Below are 24383 nucleotides of genomic sequence, written 5' to 3'. Positions count from 1 at the left end.
GTTCGAGTTCCGAGGCGCGTAGCGACGAGGGCGAGTTCTTTCGCCGCCCACGCGTACGAGGCAGACGCGGGTAGTCCGGCGAAGCCGGACCGCCTGACCGCCCGCCTGAAGACTCCGCGTCTCCGACGGCACTTAAGAACTCAAAATAAAAACGTCACACAAGAAAAACGCCGCGAGCGCAACAGCACTCGCGGCGTTCAATGTGCGGCTGCCTAATTCATGAAATCAACCGGCTGCGGAAAGCTCAGGTAGTTCTTGGTGAGTTGCTTTTCCCGCTGCTGGTTCGGGTTCGCGTTTACGCACCAATCGTCTGATTTGGCGTGCTTGACACCCTTGCTGTCGGTAACCAGGCAAGACGCCTTGTCGACAATTCCAGATTTGTTCGCCGGGCATTGCGACGGATCCATGTCTTCGGTGCAGGCGGCAAACTTGGTATTCACGCGCAGCGAATACACATTGTCGTTCAAGTCGGTAAACCGTACCTGAATCGGGTAGGACGCTACGCTGCCTACCCGGAAGCCTGCAATCTGGCTGTTGTTGGGCATGTCGACATCTTGCTTGTTGGCCTCGCATTTCAGGTCATTGGCATCGTGGTTCAGCACGCATACGCCGTACTTCTTGATCAACGCCTCGTTTGCTCGCCCGTTCTTGGACTCAGGCACGCCGATCGCCAGGGTAAAGCCGTCTGCATAATTGAATTGTTGCGTGTTCTCAAGGCCTTCGGAACCGCCCACGGTAAAGATCAGCCCGTCGCCCAGTTCACTCATGAAGCCCACGGCGTCGTCTACAGAGAAACCGTAGGCGTTCATTTCAAGGTCGTCGTGTATCAATTGCACATAAGGGTTGAACAACAGCTTGGGATTGGCCTGGACATTGGTCTGCAGATGGTTGTACTGCAGTTCGTGAATGTACATGGACTGCGCCTTGGCGTGGTCCCAACCGGGGATCTTTGTGTCTGCCAAAGGGTTTGCCGCCGCACCGCAGCCCTCATTGAAGGGAACCCAGCCGTAGATATGCATCATGGCTTCCCAGTAAGTGAAGGTGGGTTTCTGCGGTGTGGAACCTTGGCATTGGCCAGCGCTGTACATATTCAAGTAGTTTTGATGGTTCTGAACGAAGAACTGCTTGATCACCGCCATCCTGTCCTTCATGTCGGTGGGGCATGTCACGTTTTCCGTGACGTAAGCGCTCAGGTCTTCGTTCCAGTCGACGCAAGAGCCCCACAAGTTCTGCATGCGCTGAACCGCCTCGCCATAATGCAGCGATTTCTTCTGCTGTTCAGTGCACCCGCCGTTGATGCAATTCAACACCGTCAGCACGGGCGGATAGCCGTCGGCGGGCTTGACCGGCACGTTGTCGCTGGGAGGCAGGGTGCCCGAGCGCTGGGCGAAGATGTTGTAACCGCCGGGCAGCTTCAGTTCGTCCAGGTTGTACACCGGCCACCCTTCGCCGACAGAGGTGCTTGCCAGGAAGGCGGTCAGCTTGTTCCTGAAGCCGGCCAGAGGTTGGGTGGATCCGCTGTAGCCGATGTAGGGATTGTTCTTGGGTCCGATAGCGACCGGCATGTACACGTGGTCGACATACGAGATGTTGTAGCCGACGTTCTCGGGCTTTAACAGCCGCAGCGACTGCCCTGCAGGCACGATCGAGTCGCCGAAGGTGTATTCGGACAGCTGCGCATAGATGTTTTCCGGAAACTGCACGTTGCTGGAATAGGTGCTAAGCGTGCAAGCCGTATTGTGCCCCTCGCACGTGACGCTATTGGGCGTCTCCATGGCGGTGTCTTCTTTGCCAAGCAACCTTTCATCTCGGTCGGCCAGCACAACGCGACCGCCGTTCCACCACGTGATATAGCGCTTGTCGGCCAACTGGCTGTACAGCGGCAAGGTGAGTGTTACCGAGGAGTTGGGGGGTATGCCCTCGCCTTCGTTCACATATAGCTTGTACACATAATCGGTGGGGTGGGGCGCAGTGGTACGCAAGCAACCCTGGATCCACTCGTTGACTGCGTTCTTGCTGGTGGCCAGTACGGGGTACAGGGTATTGGCAGAATTGTTGTAAATGGTGATGGTCTTGGGCGCCACGCCAACCTGTTTGCCGTCGTAACCCTTGCAGGAAATTACATTGGAAGCCGGGGGTGTGCCGGCCACGGGGCCGGGCTCGGCCGGGTCGGAACCGTCTGAACTGCCGCAGGCGGCCAGCAAAAGGGTAAGAAGCAGTGCGCCGGAAAGATGCAGCGTTGCGGCGGACGCCGACCTGCTGGCCGGCCCTTGGTTGGGGGAATTCATGTAAATCATCCTTTTAAATCGGAATGACACAAATAGTGCAGTGTAGTTACGTATTAACTGGAGGAAATCTTTGCGGCGCACACAATCCGGGTTTCTGAACCTGGTAACGAATTATAAAAAGCCCTATTCCCTGCGGGTTGGACTAATTTCTGTCAAATGCTGGAAAAATCTGTCAACGAACCTCGGCACGGAGTATTCTGAGCGCTCCTTACCATCGGTTTCATCATGTCAAATTCCTTTTCGCTTCTGGTCGCGGTGGTGGAAGACAGCCCGGAATTACTTGCCGATCTGGTCGAGTTCCTGAACCTGAAGGGTTTCGTGGCACAGGGCTTTGAAAACGGGGAAGCCTTCTTCCAGGCTTGGCCGAGCACATCCTTTCACCTCCTTCTGCTTGATGTGGCCTTGCCGGGTATAAGCGGCCTGGAAATTGCGCAGCGGGTGCGCGCCCAGCCGAACACGCGGCCCCCCGAAATCGTGATGCTGACAGCCCTTGATTCCAGCGGCGACCACGTGTTGGGGCTCGAGGCGGGGGCCGACGCGTATTTGTCCAAGCGCAGTTCATTACAGGTTATCGAGGCCACCTGCCACAGTGTGCGCCGGCGCTTCGAGCGCATGGGCGAGGCGCACGAAGCCCCGCCCGACGAACCTGCGTGGACACTGCACGTGCGTGATTGGCTTATTACCGCGCCCAACGGACAATCGCTGCACCTGACCCACGCCGAGGTGGCGGTGCTGTCGATGCTGTTTGCGTATCCGGGCAAGGCAGTGGCGCGCGAGGCGCTTCTTCTGCGCCTGGAGAAGCAGGACACGCTTTCCAATCTACGCAACCTCGACAACACGGCCAGCCGGCTGAGGCGCAAAGTGCTGGCATCCTGCGGCATCGAGCTTCCCCTAAGGCCCAGTTATGGCAAGGGTTATACATTTAGCGGTCGTTGCGGGCTGGCAGCATGAGGCGCTGCGTCCTTGTCTGGCTGGTAGTGCTGGCATCGATGCTGGGGGCGCCCGTTGCACTGGCGACCGTGACCTTGCAAGCGCACACCCCGCAGGTCTCGCTGGAAGGGCAGCTTCAGCATTACGCCGACCCGTCGGGCGCCTTGTCGTTCGATGCCGTGCGCAGCCAGCATTTTCAGCGCATGCCTGATTTCCGCAGCCTGGGATATGACGACGCCGTCCATTGGTTCCGCGTTGAGCTTAGCCGCGCGAAAGGGGCGCCATCGCGCTGGATTCTGGCCATCGGCATGCCCGAACTCGAAGAGGTCGACCTCTGGGTGCAACAGGCCGACGGAGGCTTCGAGCCACATGCCATGGGGTATTACCGCCCCTACCAGAACCGGCCCTTGCAGACACGCCTGTTTGCCGTGCCGGTCGATGTACGGGAAAGTACCCAGGTCTATATAAGGGTGCGTACCCACAACGCCATCAATGTGCAGGCCCAGCTGTGGCAGCCGAGTGCCTTCAGCGCCCACCAAACCCGCGACAACTTCTATCGGGGCGTGTATTTTGGCGTGCTGCTGCTAACGGTCATTCTGTATTTGATACTGGGAGTGCGCCTGCGCGACGTGCCCATGGCGGCCTATGCCGGCTACGTAGCTTCGCTGCTTCTGTTCCACCTTGGCACCAACGGTTATCTTCCGGTTCTGCTTGATGGCCGGGGCGCCTGGATGGTCGACGCCCTGTCGCGGGTAGGATGGCTGGGCGGCGCTGTGTCGATCGTGCTGATGTGGGACAGGCTGCTGAACCTGAAACGCCACTATCCCGTCATCCATCGCTTGTACTGGTTCACCCTTTACCTGAACCTGGGCTTGCTGCCGTTTGCCTTGATGCCTTCGCTGGTCGCCCCCTGGCTGCTGGTCGTGGTGAAGCTGGCCAATGGTCTGAACAGCCTCAACTTCCTGCTGGGCATGGCCGTGGTGCTGATCCTTTGGCGCCGCACCCGGCAGGTTGAACTGATGGTGTATTTCATTGCCTTCATCATTCCGGCCTTGGGCACGCTGATCAACACCGTCGGGAACCAGGGCGCCCTGGCCCAGAATCTCTTTACCACCAACCTGTACCAGATCGCATCGCTGGTCCATGTGCTGGTCATGAGCTACGGCATGGCCCTGCGCCTGCGCCAGCTGCAGCGCGGCAAGGCCGCCGCCGAGCAAGAGGCGGCGGTTGCCACACAGCGAACCGAAGAGCAGAGGCGCTTCGTGGCCATGCTGTCGCACGAGTTCCGCAATCCCCTGGCGGCCATCGACCGGGCCGCTGAAATGATCCAGATAAAGGTGCCCGGCATGCAGGCCTCTGAAATCCAGCGCCTGGAGCGCATTCGGGGTAATGTGGCCACGCTCTCGAACTTCGTCGATAACTTCCTGCTGGTAGAGATGCTGGAGCACCGGGGGGTGGCGGCCTCACGCAGGCCCTGTGCCCTCGGGCCGCTGCTGAAGAATCTTGTTCGACAGCTGGGCGAGGCGGACGAGGCCCGCGTTCAGTTGCGGGTCATGCCCGAAGATCTGGCCTTCGAGGTCGATGAAACCCTGCTGGGTGCCGCCGTGGGCAACCTGGTGTCGAATGCCCTGCGTTATTCGCCCGCCGACAGCAAGGTGGAAGTCAGTGCGGTGCGCGATGAGGCCGGGCTGCGGATACGTGTCGTCGATCATGGGCCGGGCCTGGACGAGGCGGCGCTGGCCCAGCTGGGCACGCCTTATTTCAGGGCGGGCACATCGCTAGGCAAGAAGGGAAGCGGCCTGGGGTATCACTTTACGCAACGCATTGCGCAGGCCCACAAAGGAAGCCTGCATGCTTCTTCCGGGCAAGGGCAGGGCCTGACGGTAGAGATGTTCCTGCCTAATCCCGGGTCGCAACCGTTGCCCGGGCGCCCGTCTGCTGCTGAATGCGCAGGGCAGCATTGACAGCTTCGGTGCGGTTGGCATAGGGCCCGATCTGTACGCGGTACAGGTTGTCTGAGGGGGTGATCTGCGCCTGGCGGCTTTCGACCAGGGCGATCTGACGATTGATCTGGCTGGCCAGGGCCTGGGCGTTATCGTGTCCGCTGAAGGCGCCGAACTGCAGGTATATGCTTGAGTCAGTCGAATGCTGGAGCGTGGGCAGGGGCAATATGCCCCCATCTTGCTCCATGCCGTTGGGCGATGACAGAGCCGCCTGGGTATCGAGCACGGCCAGGGCGTCGGGCATGCTGGCAGCGGCCTGGTCGAGTTCTTCTGCCGCCGCCTGGTTCAGCCTGGCTGCCAGGGTGGGTTCGCTGCTGGCCGCTTCAGCCATGGGCGGGGCGGCGTTGCCGGCGCTTGCCAGGGCCTGGCCCGACTGGGCGCGGGCAATGTCGGCATTGGTAATGGCCTCGACCACCACCTTGCCGCTGCCTGCGCCGATAAGCCCCAGGCGAGCGGCCGCCGCATACGACAGATCGATAATGCGCGAACTGTGGAAAGGCCCCCGGTCGTTGACGCGCACCACCACCGAAGCGCCGGTGGTGGTGCGCGTTACGCGTGCATAGCTGGGCAGCGGCAGGGTGGGATGGGCCGCTGTCATGGCATACATATCGTACGTTTCGCCATTGGCGGTTTTGTTGCCGTGGAATTTCTTGCCATACCACGAGGCCACGCCGGTCTGGCGATAGGGTGTATCGGCGGCCAGGGGCACGTAGGTTTTGCCCAGCACGCGGTAGGGCCGCATATTGGCCGGTGCATAGCTTTCGATGCGCGGCACGGCGTCGGGGGTGTTGCGGACGTTTGCGGGTATGTCGGAGCCGGGGCCGTCGTCTTTGTAGTAGCCGCCGCCCTTGTGGCCGGTGGAGCCGCAGCCGGCCAGAATCAGGGCCGCGGACGCCAGGACAATGAAGGCGCGGACCTGTTTCATGGGACCTCCACGGGCGCCTGGTTGCGATGGCGCACAAGCAGGGGCGAGTGGTCGGCAAAGCGGCGCGCCAACTGCTCGGTGACATAGACCGAGCGGTGCTGCCCGCCGGTGCAGCCCACGGCCACGGTCAGGTAGTTGCGCGTATCCTGCATGTACAGGGGCAGCCAGCGGCGTATGAAGCCGGCGATGTCGTCGATCATGGTTTCGACGCTGCCGAACTGTGCCAGCCACTTGGCCACCGCGTCGTCGCGGCCTGTAAGCGGACGCAGTTCGCGGTCGTAGTGCGGATTGGGCAGGCAGCGCACGTCGAACACCAGGTCGGCGTCGCCCGGAACCCCGCGCTTGTAGGCGAAAGACTCGAAGGTAAGCACGACCGATGAGCGGTCGGCCTGGACCAGCTCGCGCATCCAGGCACGCAGCTGGCCAGGAGTAAGGTCAGAGGTGTCGATGACGTGTTCCTGTTCGCGCAAGGGGGCAAGCAGTTCACGTTCGGTGTCGATGCATTCTTGCAGGGAAGGCGATTTGCCGCCCGTGGCCAGCCGGTCGGTAAGGGGATGCCGACGGCGGGATTCAGAATAACGCTGCAGCAGGGTATGGTCGTTGGAGTCAAGAAAGACCACGCGGAACTCGGTTCCGCTCGCGCGCAGCGCGGTAATGACGGCGGGAAGGTCTTCGAGTTCGCCGGGCGAGCGCACGTCGATGGCGACCGCCACGCGTTCAAGGCCGTCTTCGCGCGTGGTGGCGATGAAGTCGTGCAGAAAGCGCACCGGCAGGTTGTCGACGCACAGATAGCCGGAATCTTCGAGAAGGCGCAGGGCCACGGATTTGCCCGAGCCCGAAATACCTGTGATCAATACTATTTTCAACATAATTGCATGGGCTGGCGCCCTGGGAGCCCGCCCTGACTGCGCCTTGCGCCTTGATGGTCAGTGATTTGCGTGCTCATGCGCCTGTCCTTTCAGTGTCAATGCCCTAGTCGGGGCGGCTGCTTTCCATGATGGCCAGGGCCTGGCGCTCGATGAACTCGCCCATGGTGTCTATGCCCCGCAGGGTAAGAATGGTGTTGCGCACCGCCGCCTCGACCAGCACCGCCAGGTTGCGGCCGGGAGCCACCTGCAGCATGACGCGGCGTATGGGTATGCCCAGGATTTCCTGTGTAAGGTCTTGCACCGGCAGGCGTTCGAACGCGTCGGCGTTCAGGCGCACCAGCTGGACGATGAGCTTGAGCTTCATTTTGCGGCGCACCGAGGTTTCGCCGAAAATGGTGCGGATGTCGAGCAGGCCCAGCCCGCGCACTTCGAGCAGGTTCTGAAGCAGGGGCGGGCAGTGCCCTTCGATCATATTGGGTGCAATGCGCGAGAGCTCGACGGCGTCGTCGGCGACCAAGCCGTGGCCCCGCGAGATGAGCTCGAGCGCCAGTTCGCTTTTGCCCAGCCCCGAATCGCCCATGATCAGCACGCCCAGGCCCAGTACGTCCATGAACACGCCGTGCACGGTGGTGCTGGGAGCCAGCCGCTTGCCCAGATAGTAGCGCAGCAGTTCGATGAGTTCGGCCGCCTCGACCGAGGTGGAAAGCAGGGGAATGCCCTGTTCCTGGCAGAACAGCCGCAGATCGTCGGGAACTCCCTGGTTGCCGGCCAGCATGATGGCCGGTACGCCGCCCGCGACCAGGTCTTCGAGATGGTGCTGGCGCCGCCGCGGATCCATGCGGTTATAGTAGGCGAGTTCTTCTTTGCCGAAGACCTGTATTCGCGCCGGATGGATGAGGTTCAGGTGGCCGACCAGGTCGGCGCCCGACAGGCCTTCGTTGGCGATGACGCGCTTGCCGGCTTCTGTGCCGGCCACCCAGGTGAACGAAATCTTGTCGGTGTTTTCGTTGATGAGTTCCTGAACGGTCAGCATGGGGGCCTTCCTGTCTTATTCCGTCGTGGCGACGTCGGCGGTAAGCAGGCGGTGGATGACTGCAGGATCGGTTTCGGTGGACAGCATCTGGCGCAGAGACGGGTTGGACACCAGGCGCGCGATCTCGGCCAGAAGGTCGAGGTGCAGCTGTGTGGCGGTTTCGGGCACCAGAACGAAGAACAGCAGGTTGGCAAGCCGCCCGTCACTGGAGTCGAAGCGCACCGGATCGGCCAGGCGCATGAAGGCGGCGCACGGCTCTTTAAGGCCCTTGATGCGGCCATGCGGCACGGCAATATGATGCCCCAGCGCTGTGGAGCCCAGGCGCTCGCGAGCGATCAGGCTTTGAAAAACGGCCGTGCGGGCTATGCCGTGGTGGTTCTCGAAGAGCAGGCCGGCTTGCTCGAACGCCCGTTTTTTGCTGGTGGCTTCGACATCGAGCGCGATGTTCTCCAGCGGCAGGATACGCGACATGAGATTCATACGGGCATTATATGAGTATATGAGCCTATAGAGAAAGTCGCCAGCCCGGAAAGTCAAAGGCCCCAGTCGGATGAGAGGGGCCTTTTTTGCCGTAGTGCCGCAGACTTGAGTGCGGCGTGGAGGCATTTACGGGAGTTCGCTTCAGCCAATGAAGGCGCGCGGTACTGCCCGTGACTCTGGAGCGCTGATTAAGCGCTTACTTGCTGCCTTTTTACGGGCTCGTGCGCATGATCCTGTATTTTGGTTTTGTATTTGATGACCTGGCGATCGATTTTGTCGGACAGCAGGTCGATGGCGGCGTAGAGGTTTTCGTCGGTGGCCTCGCAGTGGATGTCTTTGCCGCGCAGGCGCATGGTGACCTCGGCCGTGTGTTTCAGACGCTCTATTGAAAGCATGACCTGGGTGTCGATGACATTGTCGAAGTGTCGTGCAACCCGTGACATCTTGTTCTTGACGTAGGCACGGATGGCGGGGGTGATTTCAAGATGACGACCAGTGATGTTCAGGTTCATGTACTGCTCTCCTGTAAGGACGGTGTGCGCAGAATGCGCGTTGTAGGGGATAAAGGGTTCTCCTTGTTATGAAGTTGCAACAGTTTTAGTGTATCGCCTGGAAAAACTAAATCAAGTGGTATGAATCCCCGGTTTGCGAAAGATCAAGGTATCTCCATAATAGGGGTCGACGCCTTGATGCAGCGGCCCGGGGGGCCGGCTACATCCGGAAATTCTTGCCCAGATAAACCTTGCGCACGGCTTCGTTGGCGATGATTTCGTTGGGGTGGCCGTTGGTCAGCACCTTGCCTTCGCTGATGATGTAGGCCCGGTCGCAGATGCCCAGGGTTTCGCGTACGTTGTGGTCGGTGATAAGCACGCCGATGTTGCGGCCCTTTAAAAAGTGCACGATGCGCTGAATTTCAATCACGGCAATGGGGTCCACGCCCGCAAAGGGCTCGTCCAGCAGGATGAAACGGGGGTTGGTGGCCAGTGCGCGCGCGATTTCAACCCGGCGGCGTTCGCCGCCCGACAGCGAAATGGCGGTATTGCGGCGGATATGCCCTATCTGCAGCTCGTCGAGCAGGGTTTCCAGGCTTTCGCCTATGCGGGCCGACGAAAGCGAGCGGCCCTCAGGGTCTTGCTGCAGTTCGAGCACGGCGCGGATGTTCTCTTCGACGGTCAGGCGGCGGAACACCGAGGCGTCTTGCGGCAGGTACGAAAGCCCCAGGCGTGCCCGCTTGTGCATGGGCATGGCGGTGATCTCGACGTCATCGATCTCGATGCGCCCCGAATCGGTCGGGACGATGCCCACGATCATGTAGAAACTGGTGGTTTTTCCGGCCCCGTTGGGGCCGAGCAGGCCGACCACCTCGCCGCTGTCCACCGACAAGGACACGTCGTGCACGACCGTGCGCTTGCCGTAGGTCTTGCGCAGGCCGGTGGCCTTGAGGCTGCCCGGCTGGTCGCTGGGCGGGCGGGTCGAGCTGGAGCGCGTCGATGCGGAAGAAAACATAAATGGGCTTGCGGTGATAACAGGTGTCGGGGGCCGGGTCGGGCGCGGGTGTCAGCCGTTGGCGGATTTTTTCCGGCAGGCTTCCGCCGCCGCATCCGCCTTGGCGCTGGGGGTGGCGAGCGAACGCACCCGTCCGCCCTGGGCCGACGACTGGGGCCCGCCAAAGGCCTGGTAGACGTTGGTGGTCTGGTTGTACTTGACGCGTTCGCCCCGGATGGTGTCCAGCGGCTTGCCGCAAACGTACTTGGTGACGACGGCCTGGCCGATCATCTCGATTTCGTCGGTCTTGCCGTTGTACACGCCGCGCAGCCCCTCGGCCTTGATGACCTCGAATTTTTCGGGGGTTTCCTGGCGGACCCGGACCCGGCCGCCGGAGTCGGCCACCGTGGCCACGCCGTGCTGGAAGCCCTGGGCGTCTTCGCTCATGACCAGGGTGTCGGCGTGCAGGGTAAGAAGCCCCCGGGTCATGATGACATTGCCCGTAAAGGTGCTTTCTTTGGTGGCGTCGTTGTAATTGAGGGTGTCGGAGAGAATCAGCGTGTCGGGTTCTTCCTGCTGGCCGGCCGCCGGCTGTGCCGGCGCGGCGCTGGCGGGCTGCTCTTGGGAGGCGGCAGGCTCGGTGGCCGCCGGCTGCTGGGCCGCCGCGCCCATGGACGACAGGGCAAGTAGGGCGGCGGACAGCCAGAGGGTCAGGTCAGGGTGTCGTGGATTCATGGTTGTTGTCTTGGGAGCCTTGGTTTTTTGAACGGGCGGCCTGGGAGTCTTCGGCTGATATCCGGACGTCGGTGGACGAGAAAACCTTAAGGATGCGGTTCGCGTTATCGTACCGCATGCCGGTGCCGACCATGGTGGATTTGCCATTGACGACCACGGCGCGCAAGTTGGTGTAGGCCACGTCTTCGTCGGGCAGCAGGATCAGCTCTTCGCTCTTGACGTCCAGTGCGGGGCGGTCGTCATAGGGCTGGCGGTGCAGGTGAGCGTTGCCGCGCATGGTGATCCGCGTGCCGTCCCGGTCCATGATGGCCATGTTCGACGTGGCGACGGTAATGGGCGAGTCGGCGCGCTGGCCTATGGCCCTGGCCTGGGTGACCTCATAGGAGTCGTCGTCGGGAAAATGCCGCAGGTAGTCGCCTTCCATGCGGTTGATGGCCATGCCGTTGGCGTCGGCGCGCACCATGACGAAGTTGCTGGACCAGGCGTCGGGTTCGTGCGTGATGCGGCGGGGCGGTTCGATGTGTACCGCGCGCTGGGTATAGTCGGCCGCCCACCACGTGCCGGCAACCAGAACGAACAACAGGGCGATGGCGATAAGGGCCGGCAGGCGTTCTTTCATGGCTTAGCTTCAACAGGCCCTACTGGGTGACGCCGCCCAGGATCACGGCATTGGGCGAGAAGAAATGCTTCAGGCGGCCCTGTGCCGCCAGGATGAGGTCGCAACATTCGCGCGCGGCGCCGTAGCCGCCTTCGCGCGAGGATACCCAGTGTGCGGCCTGGGTAATGTAGGGCGGCGCGCCGGGAACGCTGGCTGCGAAGCCCGCGCGCTGCAGGGCGGCCAGGTCGAGGATGTCGTCGCCCATGAAGCCGACCTGGTCGAGCGTATGGCCCCGTTCTTGTGCCAGCCCCGCCAGGGCCTGCGACTTGTCGCGCACGCCTTGCAGAACCAGCGAGATGCCCAGTTCGGCGGCCCGCCGCGCCACGATGGGGCCTTCGCGCCCGGTAACCAGCGCCACCGAGATGCCGCCCTCGCGCATCAGGCGCAGGCCGTGGCCGTCGAGGGCGTTGAAGCGCTTGATGGTTTCGCCGTTTTCGCCATACCAGAGGCTGCCGTCGGTCAGTACGCCGTCGACGTCGAAGGCCATGAGGCGCACCTGGCGGGCCCGCTCGACCGCTGCGGCGGGAGCCTTGGCCAGAATCAATGCTTCGGCGGGGTGGGGGGGAGCCATGTCGGGGGTCATATTAAATTACCTTGGCGGCCAGCAGGTCGTGCATGTGCAGGGCGCCCAATAGTAGCCCGTTGTCATCCACGACCAGGACCTGGGTAAGGCGGTTGTCGTTCATGAGGGTGGCCGCCTCGACGGCCAGCGAACCGGGCGGAACGGTTTTGGGGTTGGGCGACATGCCGTCGGCCACGGCCAGGGGGCGGATGTCGCCCCGGGCCGAGATGAGCCGGCGCAGGTCGCCGTCGGTGAAGATGCCTACGGGGCGCCTGTGTTCGTCGACGACGATGGTCATGCCCATGCCCTTGCGCGACATTTCTTCAAGTGCCTGGGGAATGGCTGTTTCGGCGCGGACGACGGGCAGCGCGTCGCCCGAGCGCATGACGTCGCGCACCAGGGTGAGCAGGCGGCGGCCCAGCGCACCGCCGGGGTGCGAGCGCGCGAAGTCTTCAGAGCTGAAGCCCCGGGCCTCGAGACAGGCCACGGCGATGGCATCGCCCAGGGCGAGCGTGGCGGTGGTGCTGGCCGTTGGAGCCAGGTTGAGCGGGCAGGCCTCTTGTTCGACATGGACGTCGAGGTGCAGGTCGGCGTTGACGGCCAGTTGCGATTGAGGATTGCCAGTTATGGCGATAAGCGGTATGCCCATGCGCTTGGCGACGGTCAGGACGGTGAGCAGCTCGCTGGCCGCGCCCGAGTACGAAATGGCCAGCACGATGTCGCGGGCGGTGAGCATGCCCAGGTCGCCGTGCAGCGCCTCGACCCCGTGCATGAAGAAGGAGGGCGTGCCGGTGGAGGCCAGGGTGGCCGCGATCTTGCGCGCGATGTGGCCCGACTTGCCGAGGCCGCTGACGACCACCCGGCCTTCGCAGGCCAGCACCATGCCGACCGCGCGCGCGAAGCTGTCGTCGAGACGATCGTGCAGGGCCCGCAGGGCGTTGCCTTCGATGGACAAGGTGCGGCGCGCCGATGCGATGGATTCCGACGCTATCGGGGAGGGCGTGCTATTCATTTCGCGATTTTAAACGCTGGTGGCAATTTGGTCTTGGGGCGGGCCTCGCCCCGGGGCAGGACACTGTAACCGAATGATTGGAGTTATAGTTATGCTGCTTAGCTCCCCAGGTCAATTTGGCTCTCTTCATGCATACTGATCCCGTCTCTTACGTTCGCAACGCGATACGTAGTGTCCCCGGCTGGCCCAAGCCCGGCGTTACCTTCCGCGACATCACCCCCGTGCTGCAAGATCCGCAGTCGTTCAGGGTGCTGGTCGACCTGTTCGTCTACCGGTACATGCGCCAGCGGCTGGACCTGGTCGTGGGCATCGACGCCCGCGGCTTCATCCTGGGGTCGGTGCTGGCCTACGAGTTGAACCTGGGTTTTGTTCCGGTGCGCAAAAAGGGCAAGCTGCCCTACCAAACCCTGGCCGAAGACTATACGCTGGAGTACGGCAACGCCACGGTCGAGATGCACGCCGACGCGGTCAAGCCGGGGCAGCGCGTGCTGCTGATCGACGACCTGATCGCAACGGGGGGCACCATGCTGGCGGCGGCCAAGCTGCTGCAGCGCCTGGGCGCCAATGTGGTCGAAGCGGCTGCCATCATCGACCTGCCCGAGTTGGGCGGTTCGACCAGCCTCAAGGCAACGGGCCTGCCGGTATTCTCCGTGTGCAGTTTTTCTGAAAGCGACGCCTGACCGCGTGACGGTTCTCGGGGGCCGTGGCCGGCCGGCCACGGCCCGGCGCCGGCCTACAAAAACAATCGATACGCCGGGTTGCTGGTTTCGTTCCAGTACGGATAGCCCAGCGATTCCAGGAATTCCTTGACGGCCTTCTTGTCGCTTTCGGGCGGCAATTGCATGCCCACCAGCACTCGCCCGTAGTCGTCGCCCTGGTTGCGATAGTGGAACAGGCTGATGTTCCAGTCGGGGTTCATCGCCTGCAGGAAGCGGGCCAGGGCGCCGGGCCGCTCTGGAAACTCGAAGCGGAACAGCATTTCGTGCTTGGCCAGCGACGACCGGCCGCCCACCATGTAGCGCAGGTGGGTCTTGGCCAGCTCGTTGCCGGTCAGGTCGAGGGTGTCGAGCCCCTTCTTGCGGAACATGGCGGCCAGCTTCTCGGGCTCGCTGGCCGAGCTTATCTGCACGCCGACAAAGACATGGGCCTGGGCGGAATCGGAAATGCGGTAGTTGAACTCGGTGACGCTGCGTTTGCCCAGGGCTTCGCACAGCTTGCGGAAGCTGCCGCGCTCTTCCGGGATGGTCAGGGCGAACAGGGCTTCGCGCGCTTCGCCGACGTCGGCCCGATCGGCCACGAAGCGCAGGCGGTCGAAGTTCATGTTGGCGCCGCTGGTGATGGCCACCAGGGTCTTGTTCTTCCATTTGTTCTGGGCCGCATAGGCCTTGGCCCCGGCCAACGACAGGGCGCCGGCGGGCTCGAGCACGCTGCGCGTATCCTGGAAGACGTCCTTGATGGCTGCGCAGATGGCGTCGGTGTCGACCGCGATGAAGTCGTCCACGTACTGGCGCACCAGCTTGAAGGTTTCGGCACCCACGAGCTTGACGGCCGTGCCGTCCGAAAACAGGCCCACGTCGCTCAGTTCAAGGCGGCGGCCCGCCTTGACGCTGCGCATCATGGCGTTGGAATCTTCGGTCTGTACGCCGATGATGCGGGTTTCCGGGCGCAGCTGCTTGATGTAGGCGGCCACGCCGGCGATCAGGCCGCCGCCGCCGATGGGTACGAAGACGGCATCGATGGGGCCGGAGTGCTGGCGCAGGATCTCCATGCCCACCGTGCCCTGGCCGGCGATGACATCGGGGTCGTCGAAGGGGTGGACGAAGGTGAGCTTTTCTTTTTTCTCGAGCTGCATGGCGTGCTCGTAGGCGTCGGAATAGCTGTCGCCGGCCAGCACGGCCTCGCCGCCCAGCGCCTGGACCGCGTCCACCTTGAGGCGGGGCGTGGTGGTGGGCATGACGATGACGGCCCGGCAGCCCAGCCGTCGGGCCGACAGCGCCACGCCCTGGGCATGGTTGCCGGCCGAGGCCGCGATGACGCCGCGCTTGAGCTCCCCAGGGCTGAGGTTGGCCATCTTGTTGTAGGCGCCCCGCAGCTTGAAGCTGAAGACCTCCTGGGTGTCCTCCCGTTTGAGCAAGACCTTGTTCTGGATGCGCGCCGAGGTAAGGGTGGCGGGTTCGAGGGGGGATTCGACTGCGACGTCGTAGACCTTGGAGTTGAGGATGCGCTTGAGATAGTCGTTGGACATGGGGGAGGGGCAGGAAAGAGCAGGAAAAAGTTGTCTGAAAGAATATCACAGCGCCCTTTGCGGCAGCGAAACACGGCTACACTTACGCGCTATGGAAGCCTGGCTGCGTTCGTCGATACATTGGTTGCTGGCGGCCCTGGCCTTGCCACGGGTCGGGCTCAGCGCCATCTTCATCGTCAGCCTGGTTTCGGCCACCATACTGCCGCTGGGATCCGAACCGGCGGTCTTCGGCTACGTCAAGCTCTCGCCCGATATGTTCTGGCCGGCGGTGCTGGTGGCCACCCTGGGCAATACATTGGGCGGGGCCGTCAGCTATGCCATGGGCCTGGGGGCCGAGAAAGGCTACGAGCGCTGGCGCGAAAAGCACGGCCACGGCCATGCCGACGTCGAGGCGCAAAGGCGCAAGTCGGCCGGGCGCTGGCACCGCCAGATCAGCGACTGGGTGCATCGCTTCGGCCCGGCGGCCCTGTTTTTTTCCTGGCTGCCGGTGGTGGGCGACCCATTGTGCGTCGTGGCGGGCTGGCTCAAATTGCCTTTCTGGCCATCGGTGTTCTTCATGGCGCTGGGCAAGTTCCTGCGCTACCTGATCATGACGGCCGCACTGCTGTGGTTCTTTCCCGAGGCCGTCCATGGCTGATCCCGGGGCGGCCGGGGGTGGCGATGAAGTAAACTTAGGCCTTGCCACGGGCCTTTTAGTGTTGATTGGCCCCACGTTTACTCTTCCATTGCCATGAACGCCCCTCTCGCCAGTCAATTGCTTGCCGCCCAGGCTCAACCGGCGGATGCGCCCCGCTTGCGCGAAATCCCCTACAACTACACGTCGTATTCCGACCGCGAGATCGTCTGCCGCCTGTTGGGCGAGCAGGCCTGGCAGTGGCTGACCGACCTGCGCACCGAGCGCCGCACCGGCCGCTCGGCGCGCATGCTGTTCGAAGTATTGGGCGACATCTGGGTGGTACGGCGCAATCCCTATCTTCAGGACGACCTGCTGCACAGCCCCAAGCGCCTGCATGCGCTCATCGAGGCGCTGCGCCACCGCCTGGGCGAGATCGACAAGCGGCGCGACGCCGACGACCCCGAGCGCGACGGCAGGGTAGTGCGGCTTTTGCAGGCCGCCCACAAGGCGGTGGCCGACTTCGAATCCGAATTCGAGCTGACGACGGTGCTGCGCAAGAAGGTGCTGCGCCGCCTGTCGGGAGTTACCGCCAAAGACAACATCAAGTTCGACGGCCTGTCGCGCGTTTCGCACGTTACCGACGCCACCGACTGGCGGGTGGAGTATCCCTTCGTCGTGCTCACCCCCGACACCGAAGACGAGATCGCCGCGCTGGTGCGGGCCTGTATCTCGCTCGATCTCACCATCATTCCGCGCGGCGGCGGCACGGGCTATACCGGCGGCGCCATTCCGCTCACCTGGCGTTCGGTCGTCATCAACACTGAAAAGCTGGACTCTCTGGGCAAGGTCGAAGCCACGCCGCTGGCGGGGCACGAACAGCCGGTCACGACGATATGGTCGGGCGCCGGCGTGGTAACCCGGCGCGTGGCCGAGGCGGCCGAGGCGGCGGGCTTCGTCTTCGCCGTCGACCCGACTTCAGCCGACGCCTCCTGTATCGGCGGCAACATCGCCATGAACGCCGGCGGCAAGAAAGCCGTGCTATGGGGCACGGCGCTCGACAACCTGGCCTGGTGGCGCATGGTCGACCCCGAAGGCAACTGGCTGGAAGTCACCCGCCTCGACCACAACCTGAGCAAGATCCACGACGCCGCGCAGGCCACCTTCAAGCTCGACTGGTTCGACGGCTCGGCCGCGCCGGGCGCCCGGCTGCTGCGCAGCGAAACCCTGGCCATCGAAGGCGCCCGCTTCCGCAAGGCCGGCCTGGGCAAGGACGTCACCGACAAGTTCCTGGCCGGGCTGCCCGGCATCCAGAAAGAAGGCTGCGACGGCCTGATCACCTCGGCGCGCTGGGTGCTGCACCGCATGCCCGCCCACACCCGCACGGTGTGCCTGGAATTCTTCGGCCAGGCGCGCGACGCCATCCCGTCCATTGTCGAGATCAAGAACTACCTCGACGGCGAGGGCCGCCGCATGGGCGCCATTCTGGCCGGCCTGGAGCACCTCGATGAACGCTACCTGCGCGCGGTCGACTACGCCACCAAAAGCAAGCGGGGCGGCCTGCCCAAGATGGCGCTGTTCGGCGACATCGTGGGCGACGACCCCGACGCCGTCGCGGCCGCGGCCAGCGAGGTGGTGCGCCTGGCCAACACGCGCCACGGCGAGGGCTTCGTGGCCGTCAGCGCCGAGGCCCGCAAGCGCTTCTGGCTCGACCGGGCCCGCACGGCCGCCATCGCGCGCCACACCAACGCCTTCAAGATCAACGAAGACGTCGTCATTCCGCTCGATCGCATGGGCGAATATACCGATGCGATCGAACGCATCAACATCGAGCTGTCCACCCGCAACAAGCTGCGCCTGCTCGACCAGATCGAACTCTTCCTGACCTCGGGCGAACTGCCGGTGGGCAAGACCGAAGACCACGAAGATGCCGAGCACACCCGTGAAGACATTTTGCAAGAGCGCGTGCGCGACGCCGTCGCCACGCTGCAGGCGGTGCGCGAGCGCTGGAACTGGCTGCTGCTGAACCTCGACCTGCCCTTGGCCGAAGGCCTGGGGCGCATGCAGGACCTGGGCCTGGAAGACCCCGCCCAACGGCCGCTGGCGTCGCGCCTGGCCGTCCAGCCGGATGCCTGCGTGTTCAATGTGGTGCAGGACCATACCCTGCGCGTTTCCTGGAAGACCGAGGTGCGGGCGCTGATGGAGCGCTATTTCGCCGGCGCCGACTGCGCCGCCGTGCTGGCCGAGATCCAGGCCATCCACGACCGCGTGCTGCGCGGCCGGGTGTTCGTGGCGCTGCACATGCACGCGGGCGACGGCAATGTGCACACCAACATCCCCGTCAATTCCGACGACTACGAGATGCTGCGCGAAGCCAACGAGGCCGTGGCGCGCATCATGCAGATCGCACGCGACCTCGACGGCGTCATATCGGGCGAGCACGGCATAGGGCTGACCAAGTACGAGTTCCTTACCCAGGAAGAGCTGCAGCCCTTCCAGGACTACAAGCAGCGCATCGACCCCGAGGGGCGCTTCAATGCGGGCAAGCTGATGCCCGGCGCCGACCTGCGCCACGCCTGGACGCCCAGCTTCAACCTGCTGGGGCATGAATCGCTGATCATGCAGCAAAGCGAGATCGGCGCCATTTCATCGGCCATCAAAGACTGCCTGCGCTGCGGCAAGTGCAAGCCGGTGTGCGCCACCCACGTGCCCCGGGCCAACCTGCTTTATTCGCCCCGCAACAAAATCCTGGCCACCTCGCTGCTGATCGAGGCCTTTTTGTACGAAGAGCAGACGCGGCGCGGCGTGAGCCTGAAGCACTGGGGCGAATTCGAAGACGTGGCCGACCATTGCACCATCTGCCACAAGTGCTACAACCCCTGTCCGGTCGACATCGACTTCGGCGACGTCTCGATGGAGATGCGGGCCCTGCTGCGCCGCATGGGCAAGAAGTCGTTCAACCCGGGCACCACCGCGGCCATGTTCTTCCTTAACGCCAAAGACCCGCGCGTGATCAAGGCCACGCGCACGGCGATGATCGACGTGGGCTACAAGGCGCAGCGCCTGGCGCATGACCTGCTGGCCGCCCCGTCGCGCAAGCAGGTCGAGCACCCGCCGGCCACGGTGGGCAAGGCGCCCATCCGCGAGCAGGTCATCCACTTCGTCAATAAAAAGATGCCGGGCGGCCTGCCCAAGCAGACGGCCCGCAAGCTGCTCGACATCGAAGACCCCGACTACGTGCCCATCATCCGCAACCCGGCGGCCACCTCGCACGACACCGAGGCGGTGTTTTATTTTCCGGGCTGCGGTTCCGAGCGCCTGTTCTCGCAGGTGGGGCTGGCCACCCAGGCCATGCTGTGGCATGCGGGCGTGCAGACCGTGCTGCCCCCCGGCTACCTGTGCTGCGGCTACCCCCAGCGCGGCAATGGCATGAACGACAAGGCCGAGAAGATCATCACCGACAACCGGGTGCTGTTCCATCGCATGGCCACCACGCTCAACTACCTGGACATCAAAACCGTGGTGGTCAGCTGCGGCACTTGCTACGATCAACTGGCCGGCTACGAATTCGACAAGATCTTTCCCGGCTGCCGCCTGATCGACATCCACGAGTACCTGCTCGAAAAGGGCATACGGCTCGAGGGGGCGACCGGGGTGCGCTACATGTATCACGACCCCTGCCACACGCCCATGAAGCTGCAGGACCCCATGAAGACGGTCAAGTCCCTGGTGGGCGACGGCGCCATCCGCACCGACCGCTGCTGCGGCGAATCGGGCACGCTGGCCGTCAGCCGGCCCGACATTTCGACCCAGGTGCGCTTCCGCAAACGCGAGGAACTGGCCAAGAACGACGCCACGCTGCGCGCGGACGGCTATTCGGGCGAGGTCAAGATGCTGACGTCCTGTCCCTCCTGCCTGCAGGGCTTGTCGCGCTACCAGGGCGATACGGGCATGGACGCCGACTACATCGTGGTCGAGATGGCCCGCCACATATTGGGCGAGGGGTGGATGGAAGACTACGTGAAACAGGCCAATGCGGGCGGCATAGAGCGCGTGCTGGTCTGATACCGGGGGGGCGCCGGCCTGGCCGGTGCCTGATGCTTGCCGCGCGGCGATGTTCGGCGGGCCGGGCCTGCCGGGCACCGTCCTGGTTCAGGCCACCGAGTCGTCGGGGGTGACCACCCGCGAAGCGGGAAACTCGAGCGAAAATATGCTGCCGGCGCCGAAGCGGCTGCGGATGTTCAGCTCGGCATTGTGGCGCATGGCGACGTGCTTGGTAATGGCCAGCCCCAGCCCCGTGCCGCCGGTGGCGCGCGAGCGTCCGCGGTCGACGCGGTAGAAGCGCTCGGTCAGGCGGGGGATATCTTGCGACGCGATGCCTATGCCCGTGTCCTGCACCGAGTAGCAGGCGGTGCCGGCTTCGGTCAGGTACCAGCTGACCGTAATGGTGCCGTCTTTCGGGGTGTAGCGCACGGCGTTGGTAAGCAGGTTGCTGATTCCCGAGGCAAGCTCGGATTCGATGCCGGCCACGTACAGGTCTTCATTGACGTTCACCACGAAGACGTGCTGGTCTTTCGACAGGCTGCGGGCCTGCTGCAGGGCGGTCTCGATCAGGTCGCCGACCCGCACCGGCTCGCCCATGCCCGAAGGCGACGACTCGAGCGTGGAAAGCGTCAGCAGGTCGTCGACGATGGCCTGCATGCGGCGGGCCTGCTCCATCATCAATAAATAGTAGTGTTCGCGCTGTTCGTCGCTGATCGAGGGCGCGGGCATGTCGTGCACGGTTTCCAGGAAGCCGGCCAGCACGGTCAGCGGGGTGCGCAGCTCGTGCGAGACGTTGGCGACGAAATCCTTACGGGTGGTTTCCAGCTTTTCAAGCTGGGTGACGTCGCGCGTGACGATGAGGAACTGCTTGACCCCATAGCGGGTAAGCTGCACCAGCAAAGAGCGCTCCTGGCCCTCGCGGGAGATGTGCAGCAGCACCGGGTCCTTCCACTTCTCGCTGCGGGCGTAGGTGGCGAACTCGGGCGCGCGCAGGATGTTGAATATGCTGAAGCCCCGGTCTTTGCTCATGTCCAGGCCGATATGCTCGGAAGCCACCGGGTTGCACCAGGTGACCGCCATTTCTTCGTCCAGGGTGATGGCCCCGTCGGGCAGTGCCCCGGCGGCAAGCATGATGCTTTCGACGTTCCGGTTGAGCTCGTCGATTTCCAGCCGGTTGGCGCGCAGCTTGCGGTATATGGGGGCCAGCACTTCGTCCCAGGGCCCGACCGACGGCGGAGGAGGCTCGTCGATGTTCTTCACCCACCTGGATATCTGGGACAGTTGCACGCCGCTGACCAGGATCATGGCGACGAGGCCCACGGTAAGTATCACCCAGCCGGTGACAGGGTTGATCCAGATGCCGCACAGCCAGGCCACGAGCGCCCAGAGACAGATCGTGAATAAGGTTTTTGTCATGCTTCGGTCGCTGTGGCGTTTGCGGTGGTTGGCTGGTGACTGTGTCAGTGGGCGGCGGCGGGCACCGGGCGCTGCACTGCGAACCGGTAGCCGGCACCGCGCACCGTTTCAATATGGCTGTCGTGACCGGTGGGCTCGAGCGCTTTGCGCAGGCGGCGGATGTGCACGTCGACGGTGCGCTCTTCGACGAACACGTGGTCGCCCCAGACCTGGTCCAGCAGCTGTGCCCTGGAAAAAACGCGTTCGGTGTGGGTCATGAAAAAATGCAGCAGGCGGAATTCAGTGGGCCCGACGGTAAGGCTTTGGTTGTCGCCGCTGACGCGGTGGGTGGCCGGATCGAGTGTCAGTGTACCTATTTTAATGATGTCGTCGGTGAGCTGGGGCGCGCGCCGGCGCAGCACGGCCTTGATGCGCGCCATGAGCTCTTTGGGAGAGAAGGGCTTGGTGATGTAGTCGTCGGCGCCGGCCTCGAGGCCTTCGATCTTGTCGTGTTCCGAGCCCTTGGCCGTGAGCATGATGACGGGCACCTGGCGGGTGCGTTCGTCGCTGCGCAGCTTCTTGGCCAGGGTAATGCCCGAGGCGCCCGGAAGCATCCAGTCGAGCAGGATGAGGTCGGGCAATTCTGCGCGGATCAGCGTCTGGGCCTGTTCGGCATCGAAGGCCCGCAGCACTTTATGGCCGGCGAAGCTCAGGTTGACGGAGATCAGTTCCTGGATGGCGGGCTCGTCTTCGATGACTAGAATGGTTGTACTCATGGCGTGTGGCGATGGCTTGAATGAATGGTTCGAGAATAGTTCACCCTGACATCTTATGGCTTGATTATTACAGGTTTGTGAAGGCGGGCGGCCCGGAAGCGGATGAATCCTGTTGCATCGCCGGCGGCGGCCCGGCTTTGTGGCCGGGGTTTCATCTAAAATGGGGCTTCAAGCATTCCAAAGCGACCATTGCCATGCAAGACTCCCCCCGCGACGCCGCGCCCGGCGCATCCACCACGCATTTCGGCTACCAGACGGTGGACGAAGCCGACAAGGCGCGCAAGGTGGCCGAGGTCTTCCACTCTGTGGCGGCCAAGTACGATGTCATGAACGACCTGATGTCGGCGGGCCTGCACCGGGTCTGGAAGGCCTTTACCATCGGCCGGGCTGACGTGCGCCCCGGCATGAAGGTGCTTGATATCGCCGGCGGCACGGGCGACCTGTCCAAGGCCTTCGCCCGTAAGGCCGGCCCCGACGGCCAGGTCTGGCTCACCGACATCAACGACTCCATGCTGCGGGTGGGGCGCGATCGCATGGTCGATGCCGGCCTGCTGCTGCCCACAGCCGTTTGCGACGCCGAGAAGCTGCCTTTCCCCAACGCCTATTTCGACCGGGTCAGCGTCGCCTTCGGCCTGCGCAACATGACACACAAAGACCAGGCCCTGGCCGAGATGCGCCGGGTGCTCAAGCCGGGCGGCAAGCTGCTGGTGCTCGAGTTCTCGCGCATCGCCAAGCCGCTCGCTCCGGCATACGACTGGTATTCGTTCAACGTGCTGCCGTGGCTCGGTAAAAAAGTGGCTGGCGACGAGCAAAGCTATCGCTATCTGGCCGAATCCATACGCATGCATCCCGACCAGGAAACCCTGGCCGGCATGATGCGCGAGGCGGGCCTGTCGCGCGTGCGCTTCTTCAACCTCAGCGCCGGCCTGGTCGCCCTGCACGAAGGCGTGAACCTGGGCTAGGCTGCCGGCCTCTGCCGGCCAGTAAGGCTGTCCTTTCAGCGTCAACAGGCCCTGAGTCGCTTTCCCATTGGTAGCAAGCCGGCGCAGCCGCTGTGGCTGCGCGGGCATTTCCGGCCCCGGCCTGCCGGGCAGCGCCGGCTATGCCCATGCCCGGTTTGCGGACACCTTTCGCCGGCGCTCGACCATGCCGTGAATAAATGAACTTTTATATTGGGTATGGGTCGTAATTAAGCTAATATTCAGGTTAGCGTAAGTTTTTCTAACCCGATTCCATTTCCTTGGCCGGCGCCGCGGGGCGCCGGCCGGGCAACACAGGAGCACTCGATGAGCCAACGCTTGTCCCGTTTTTTTGCCTCGGCCCTGCTGGCGGTCTGTGCCGTGGGCATGGTGTCCGTTTCGTTCGACGCCGAGGCGCGCCGCTTTGGCGGCGGCAAGAGCTTCGGCTCGCAGTCGTCGCGCGTCACGCAAAACCAGCCCGCCGCCAAGGCGCCGGCTGCCAATACCACCCAGCGCAATGCCACGTCGCCGTCGGCGGCCACGGGCGCTGCGGCAGGCACGGCCGCCCGTAGCGGCATGTCGCGCTTTCTGGGCCCCATCGCCGGCATCGCCGCCGGCCTGGGCATTGCCGCGCTGCTTTCCCATCTGGGCCTGGGTGGCGCCTTCCTTGAAATGATGTCCAGCCTCATCCTCATCGCGCTGGTCATATTTGCCATCATGTTCATCGTGCGCCGTCTGCGCGGCGGCGGCCCGGCCACAGCCACCCAGGCGGCGGGCGGTGCAATGCGGCGCGAAGGCATGGGGGCTTCCGACTGGGCCCGTCCGTCGGCGCCTGCCGGGGGCGCGCTCTCGGGCGCCACGGTGGCCGAGCCCGAGCCCGTAGCGCAGCAAACCCCGCAAGACGGCTGGTTCATCCCGGCGGGGTTCGATACGGCTTCATTCCTGGCCAACGCCAAGAAGCAGTTCATCGCGATCCAGGGCATCTGGGACCGCGGCAATGTCGACGAATTGGGCGAATACCTTACCGACGACCTCATCGCCGAGTTCCGGCCGCAGATCCAGGCGCGCGAGGGCCAGCCCGAGCACACCGAGGTGGTGCTGCTCAATGCCGAGCTTCTGGGCATCGAGGCGGTTGCCGGCGGCCACCTGGCCAGCGTGCGCTATTCGGGCATGCTGCGCGAGGCGCCGGGCGCCGAGGCCTTCCGTTTCGAAGAAGTCTGGAATCTCTACAAGGGCGAGAGCGCCGGCTGGCTGCTGGCCGGCATCCAGCAGATCTCCGGACAGCGGGCTGACTGACCTATAGCGGGCCGGCGCCAGCCGGCCGCCTTTACCCTGCCTGCCAAACACTCCAAAAGCGGCCTTGCCCGCTTT

At 63.6% G+C, this 24383-nt stretch carries 21 protein-coding genes; 7 read left to right on the top strand and 14 right to left on the bottom strand.

Going from position 1 to position 24383, the window contains the following annotated elements:
* Window positions 1-212: 212 nt before the first annotated feature.
* Window positions 213-2288 (bottom strand): hypothetical protein, encoded by a 2076-nt coding sequence (locus tag C7440_RS09780; RefSeq protein ID WP_116518372.1) that lies wholly within the window; start codon window positions 2286-2288, stop codon window positions 213-215.
* Between the two features lie 225 nt (window positions 2289-2513).
* On the opposite strand from C7440_RS09780, the gene C7440_RS09775 reads away from it, so the two are divergent.
* Window positions 2514-3239, top strand: coding sequence for a response regulator transcription factor (locus C7440_RS09775; RefSeq protein ID WP_116518371.1), 726 nt, complete (start codon window positions 2514-2516; stop codon window positions 3237-3239).
* Window positions 3236-5182 carry a sensor histidine kinase gene (locus C7440_RS09770; protein WP_116518370.1) on the top strand — a complete coding sequence of 649 codons (1947 nt, stop codon included), beginning with the start codon at window positions 3236-3238 and terminating at the stop codon, window positions 5180-5182. The genes C7440_RS09775 and C7440_RS09770 overlap by 4 nt, the downstream gene beginning before the upstream one ends.
* On the opposite strand, the gene C7440_RS09765 is transcribed toward C7440_RS09770, so the two are convergent.
* The 10 genes from C7440_RS09765 to C7440_RS09720 form a co-directional block, all read right to left on the bottom strand.
* Window positions 5118-6146, bottom strand: a complete 1029-nt coding sequence (locus C7440_RS09765) for a septal ring lytic transglycosylase RlpA family protein (RefSeq protein ID WP_116518369.1) — start codon at window positions 6144-6146, stop codon at window positions 5118-5120. The two genes, C7440_RS09770 and C7440_RS09765, sit on opposite strands and share 65 nt — an antisense overlap.
* On the bottom strand, window positions 6143-7015 hold the full coding sequence (gene rapZ / locus C7440_RS09760) for an RNase adapter RapZ (protein WP_017524890.1): 873 nt from the start codon (window positions 7013-7015) through the stop codon (window positions 6143-6145). The genes C7440_RS09765 and rapZ overlap by 4 nt, the downstream gene beginning before the upstream one ends.
* Before the next feature lie 103 nt (window positions 7016-7118).
* Window positions 7119-8048 carry an HPr(Ser) kinase/phosphatase gene (gene hprK, locus C7440_RS09755; protein ID WP_017524889.1) on the bottom strand — a complete coding sequence of 310 codons (930 nt, stop codon included), beginning with the start codon at window positions 8046-8048 and terminating at the stop codon, window positions 7119-7121.
* Window positions 8049-8063: 15 nt separating this feature from the next.
* Window positions 8064-8528 (bottom strand): PTS sugar transporter subunit IIA, encoded by a 465-nt coding sequence (locus C7440_RS09750; protein ID WP_026068019.1) that lies wholly within the window; start codon window positions 8526-8528, stop codon window positions 8064-8066.
* A 188-nt stretch (window positions 8529-8716) separates the two neighbouring features.
* Complete coding sequence (gene hpf / locus C7440_RS09745) at window positions 8717-9040, bottom strand: ribosome hibernation-promoting factor, HPF/YfiA family (protein WP_017524887.1); 324 nt, start codon at window positions 9038-9040, stop codon at window positions 8717-8719.
* A gap of 199 nt (window positions 9041-9239) precedes the next feature.
* Entirely contained in the window at window positions 9240-10034 is a 795-nt protein-coding gene (gene lptB, locus C7440_RS09740) for an LPS export ABC transporter ATP-binding protein (protein WP_017524886.1), read from the bottom strand.
* A gap of 51 nt (window positions 10035-10085) precedes the next feature.
* Window positions 10086-10685, bottom strand: coding sequence for a lipopolysaccharide transport periplasmic protein LptA (gene lptA, locus C7440_RS09735; protein WP_100224209.1), 600 nt, complete (start codon window positions 10683-10685; stop codon window positions 10086-10088).
* 43 nt (window positions 10686-10728) lie between these two features.
* The gene (gene lptC, locus C7440_RS09730) at window positions 10729-11367 is read right to left on the bottom strand and encodes an LPS export ABC transporter periplasmic protein LptC (RefSeq protein WP_017524884.1); all 639 of its coding nucleotides are present in this window, start codon (window positions 11365-11367) and stop codon (window positions 10729-10731) included.
* A 19-nt stretch (window positions 11368-11386) separates the two neighbouring features.
* Window positions 11387-11989, bottom strand: a complete 603-nt coding sequence (locus tag C7440_RS09725) for a KdsC family phosphatase (protein ID WP_017524883.1) — start codon at window positions 11987-11989, stop codon at window positions 11387-11389.
* 1 nt (window position 11990) lies between these two features.
* The gene (locus C7440_RS09720) at window positions 11991-12980 is read right to left on the bottom strand and encodes a KpsF/GutQ family sugar-phosphate isomerase (protein WP_017524882.1); all 990 of its coding nucleotides are present in this window, start codon (window positions 12978-12980) and stop codon (window positions 11991-11993) included.
* A 128-nt stretch (window positions 12981-13108) separates the two neighbouring features.
* On the opposite strand from C7440_RS09720, the gene C7440_RS09715 reads away from it, so the two are divergent.
* Complete coding sequence (locus C7440_RS09715) at window positions 13109-13660, top strand: adenine phosphoribosyltransferase (RefSeq protein WP_017524881.1); 552 nt, start codon at window positions 13109-13111, stop codon at window positions 13658-13660.
* A 53-nt stretch (window positions 13661-13713) separates the two neighbouring features.
* Here the strand turns inward: C7440_RS09715 and ilvA are convergent, their stop codons facing one another.
* Window positions 13714-15225: a threonine ammonia-lyase, biosynthetic gene (ilvA, locus tag C7440_RS09710; protein WP_116518368.1), complete on the bottom strand. Its 1512-nt coding sequence runs from the start codon at window positions 15223-15225 to the stop codon at window positions 13714-13716.
* 91 nt (window positions 15226-15316) lie between these two features.
* Between ilvA and C7440_RS09705 the strand changes: the two genes are divergently transcribed.
* On the top strand, window positions 15317-15862 hold the full coding sequence (locus tag C7440_RS09705) for a YqaA family protein (RefSeq protein ID WP_116518367.1): 546 nt from the start codon (window positions 15317-15319) through the stop codon (window positions 15860-15862).
* A gap of 93 nt (window positions 15863-15955) precedes the next feature.
* A complete protein-coding gene (locus C7440_RS09700) occupies window positions 15956-19903 on the top strand; it encodes a DUF3683 domain-containing protein (RefSeq protein WP_026068018.1) in 3948 nt (1315 codons plus the stop codon).
* Between the two features lie 87 nt (window positions 19904-19990).
* On the opposite strand, the gene phoR is transcribed toward C7440_RS09700, so the two are convergent.
* Window positions 19991-21298 (bottom strand): phosphate regulon sensor histidine kinase PhoR, encoded by a 1308-nt coding sequence (phoR, locus tag C7440_RS09695; RefSeq protein WP_017524877.1) that lies wholly within the window; start codon window positions 21296-21298, stop codon window positions 19991-19993.
* A gap of 44 nt (window positions 21299-21342) precedes the next feature.
* Window positions 21343-22053, bottom strand: a complete 711-nt coding sequence (phoB, locus tag C7440_RS09690; protein WP_017524876.1) for a phosphate regulon transcriptional regulator PhoB — start codon at window positions 22051-22053, stop codon at window positions 21343-21345.
* Between the two features lie 194 nt (window positions 22054-22247).
* On the opposite strand from phoB, the gene ubiE reads away from it, so the two are divergent.
* Together ubiE and C7440_RS09680 are read left to right on the top strand one after the other, a co-directional pair.
* Window positions 22248-23015 carry a bifunctional demethylmenaquinone methyltransferase/2-methoxy-6-polyprenyl-1,4-benzoquinol methylase UbiE gene (ubiE, locus tag C7440_RS09685; RefSeq protein WP_116518583.1) on the top strand — a complete coding sequence of 256 codons (768 nt, stop codon included), beginning with the start codon at window positions 22248-22250 and terminating at the stop codon, window positions 23013-23015.
* A 324-nt stretch (window positions 23016-23339) separates the two neighbouring features.
* On the top strand, window positions 23340-24308 hold the full coding sequence (locus C7440_RS09680) for a Tim44 domain-containing protein (protein WP_116518366.1): 969 nt from the start codon (window positions 23340-23342) through the stop codon (window positions 24306-24308).
* The last annotated feature ends 75 nt before the right edge of the window (window positions 24309-24383 follow it).

Source organism: Pusillimonas noertemannii (assembly GCF_003096595.1).
Taxonomy (GTDB): Bacteria; Pseudomonadota; Gammaproteobacteria; order Burkholderiales; family Burkholderiaceae_B; genus Pusillimonas; species Pusillimonas noertemannii.
The sequence above is the reverse complement of the archived record's forward strand: the minus strand, read 5'-3'. Positions and strand labels throughout refer to the sequence as shown.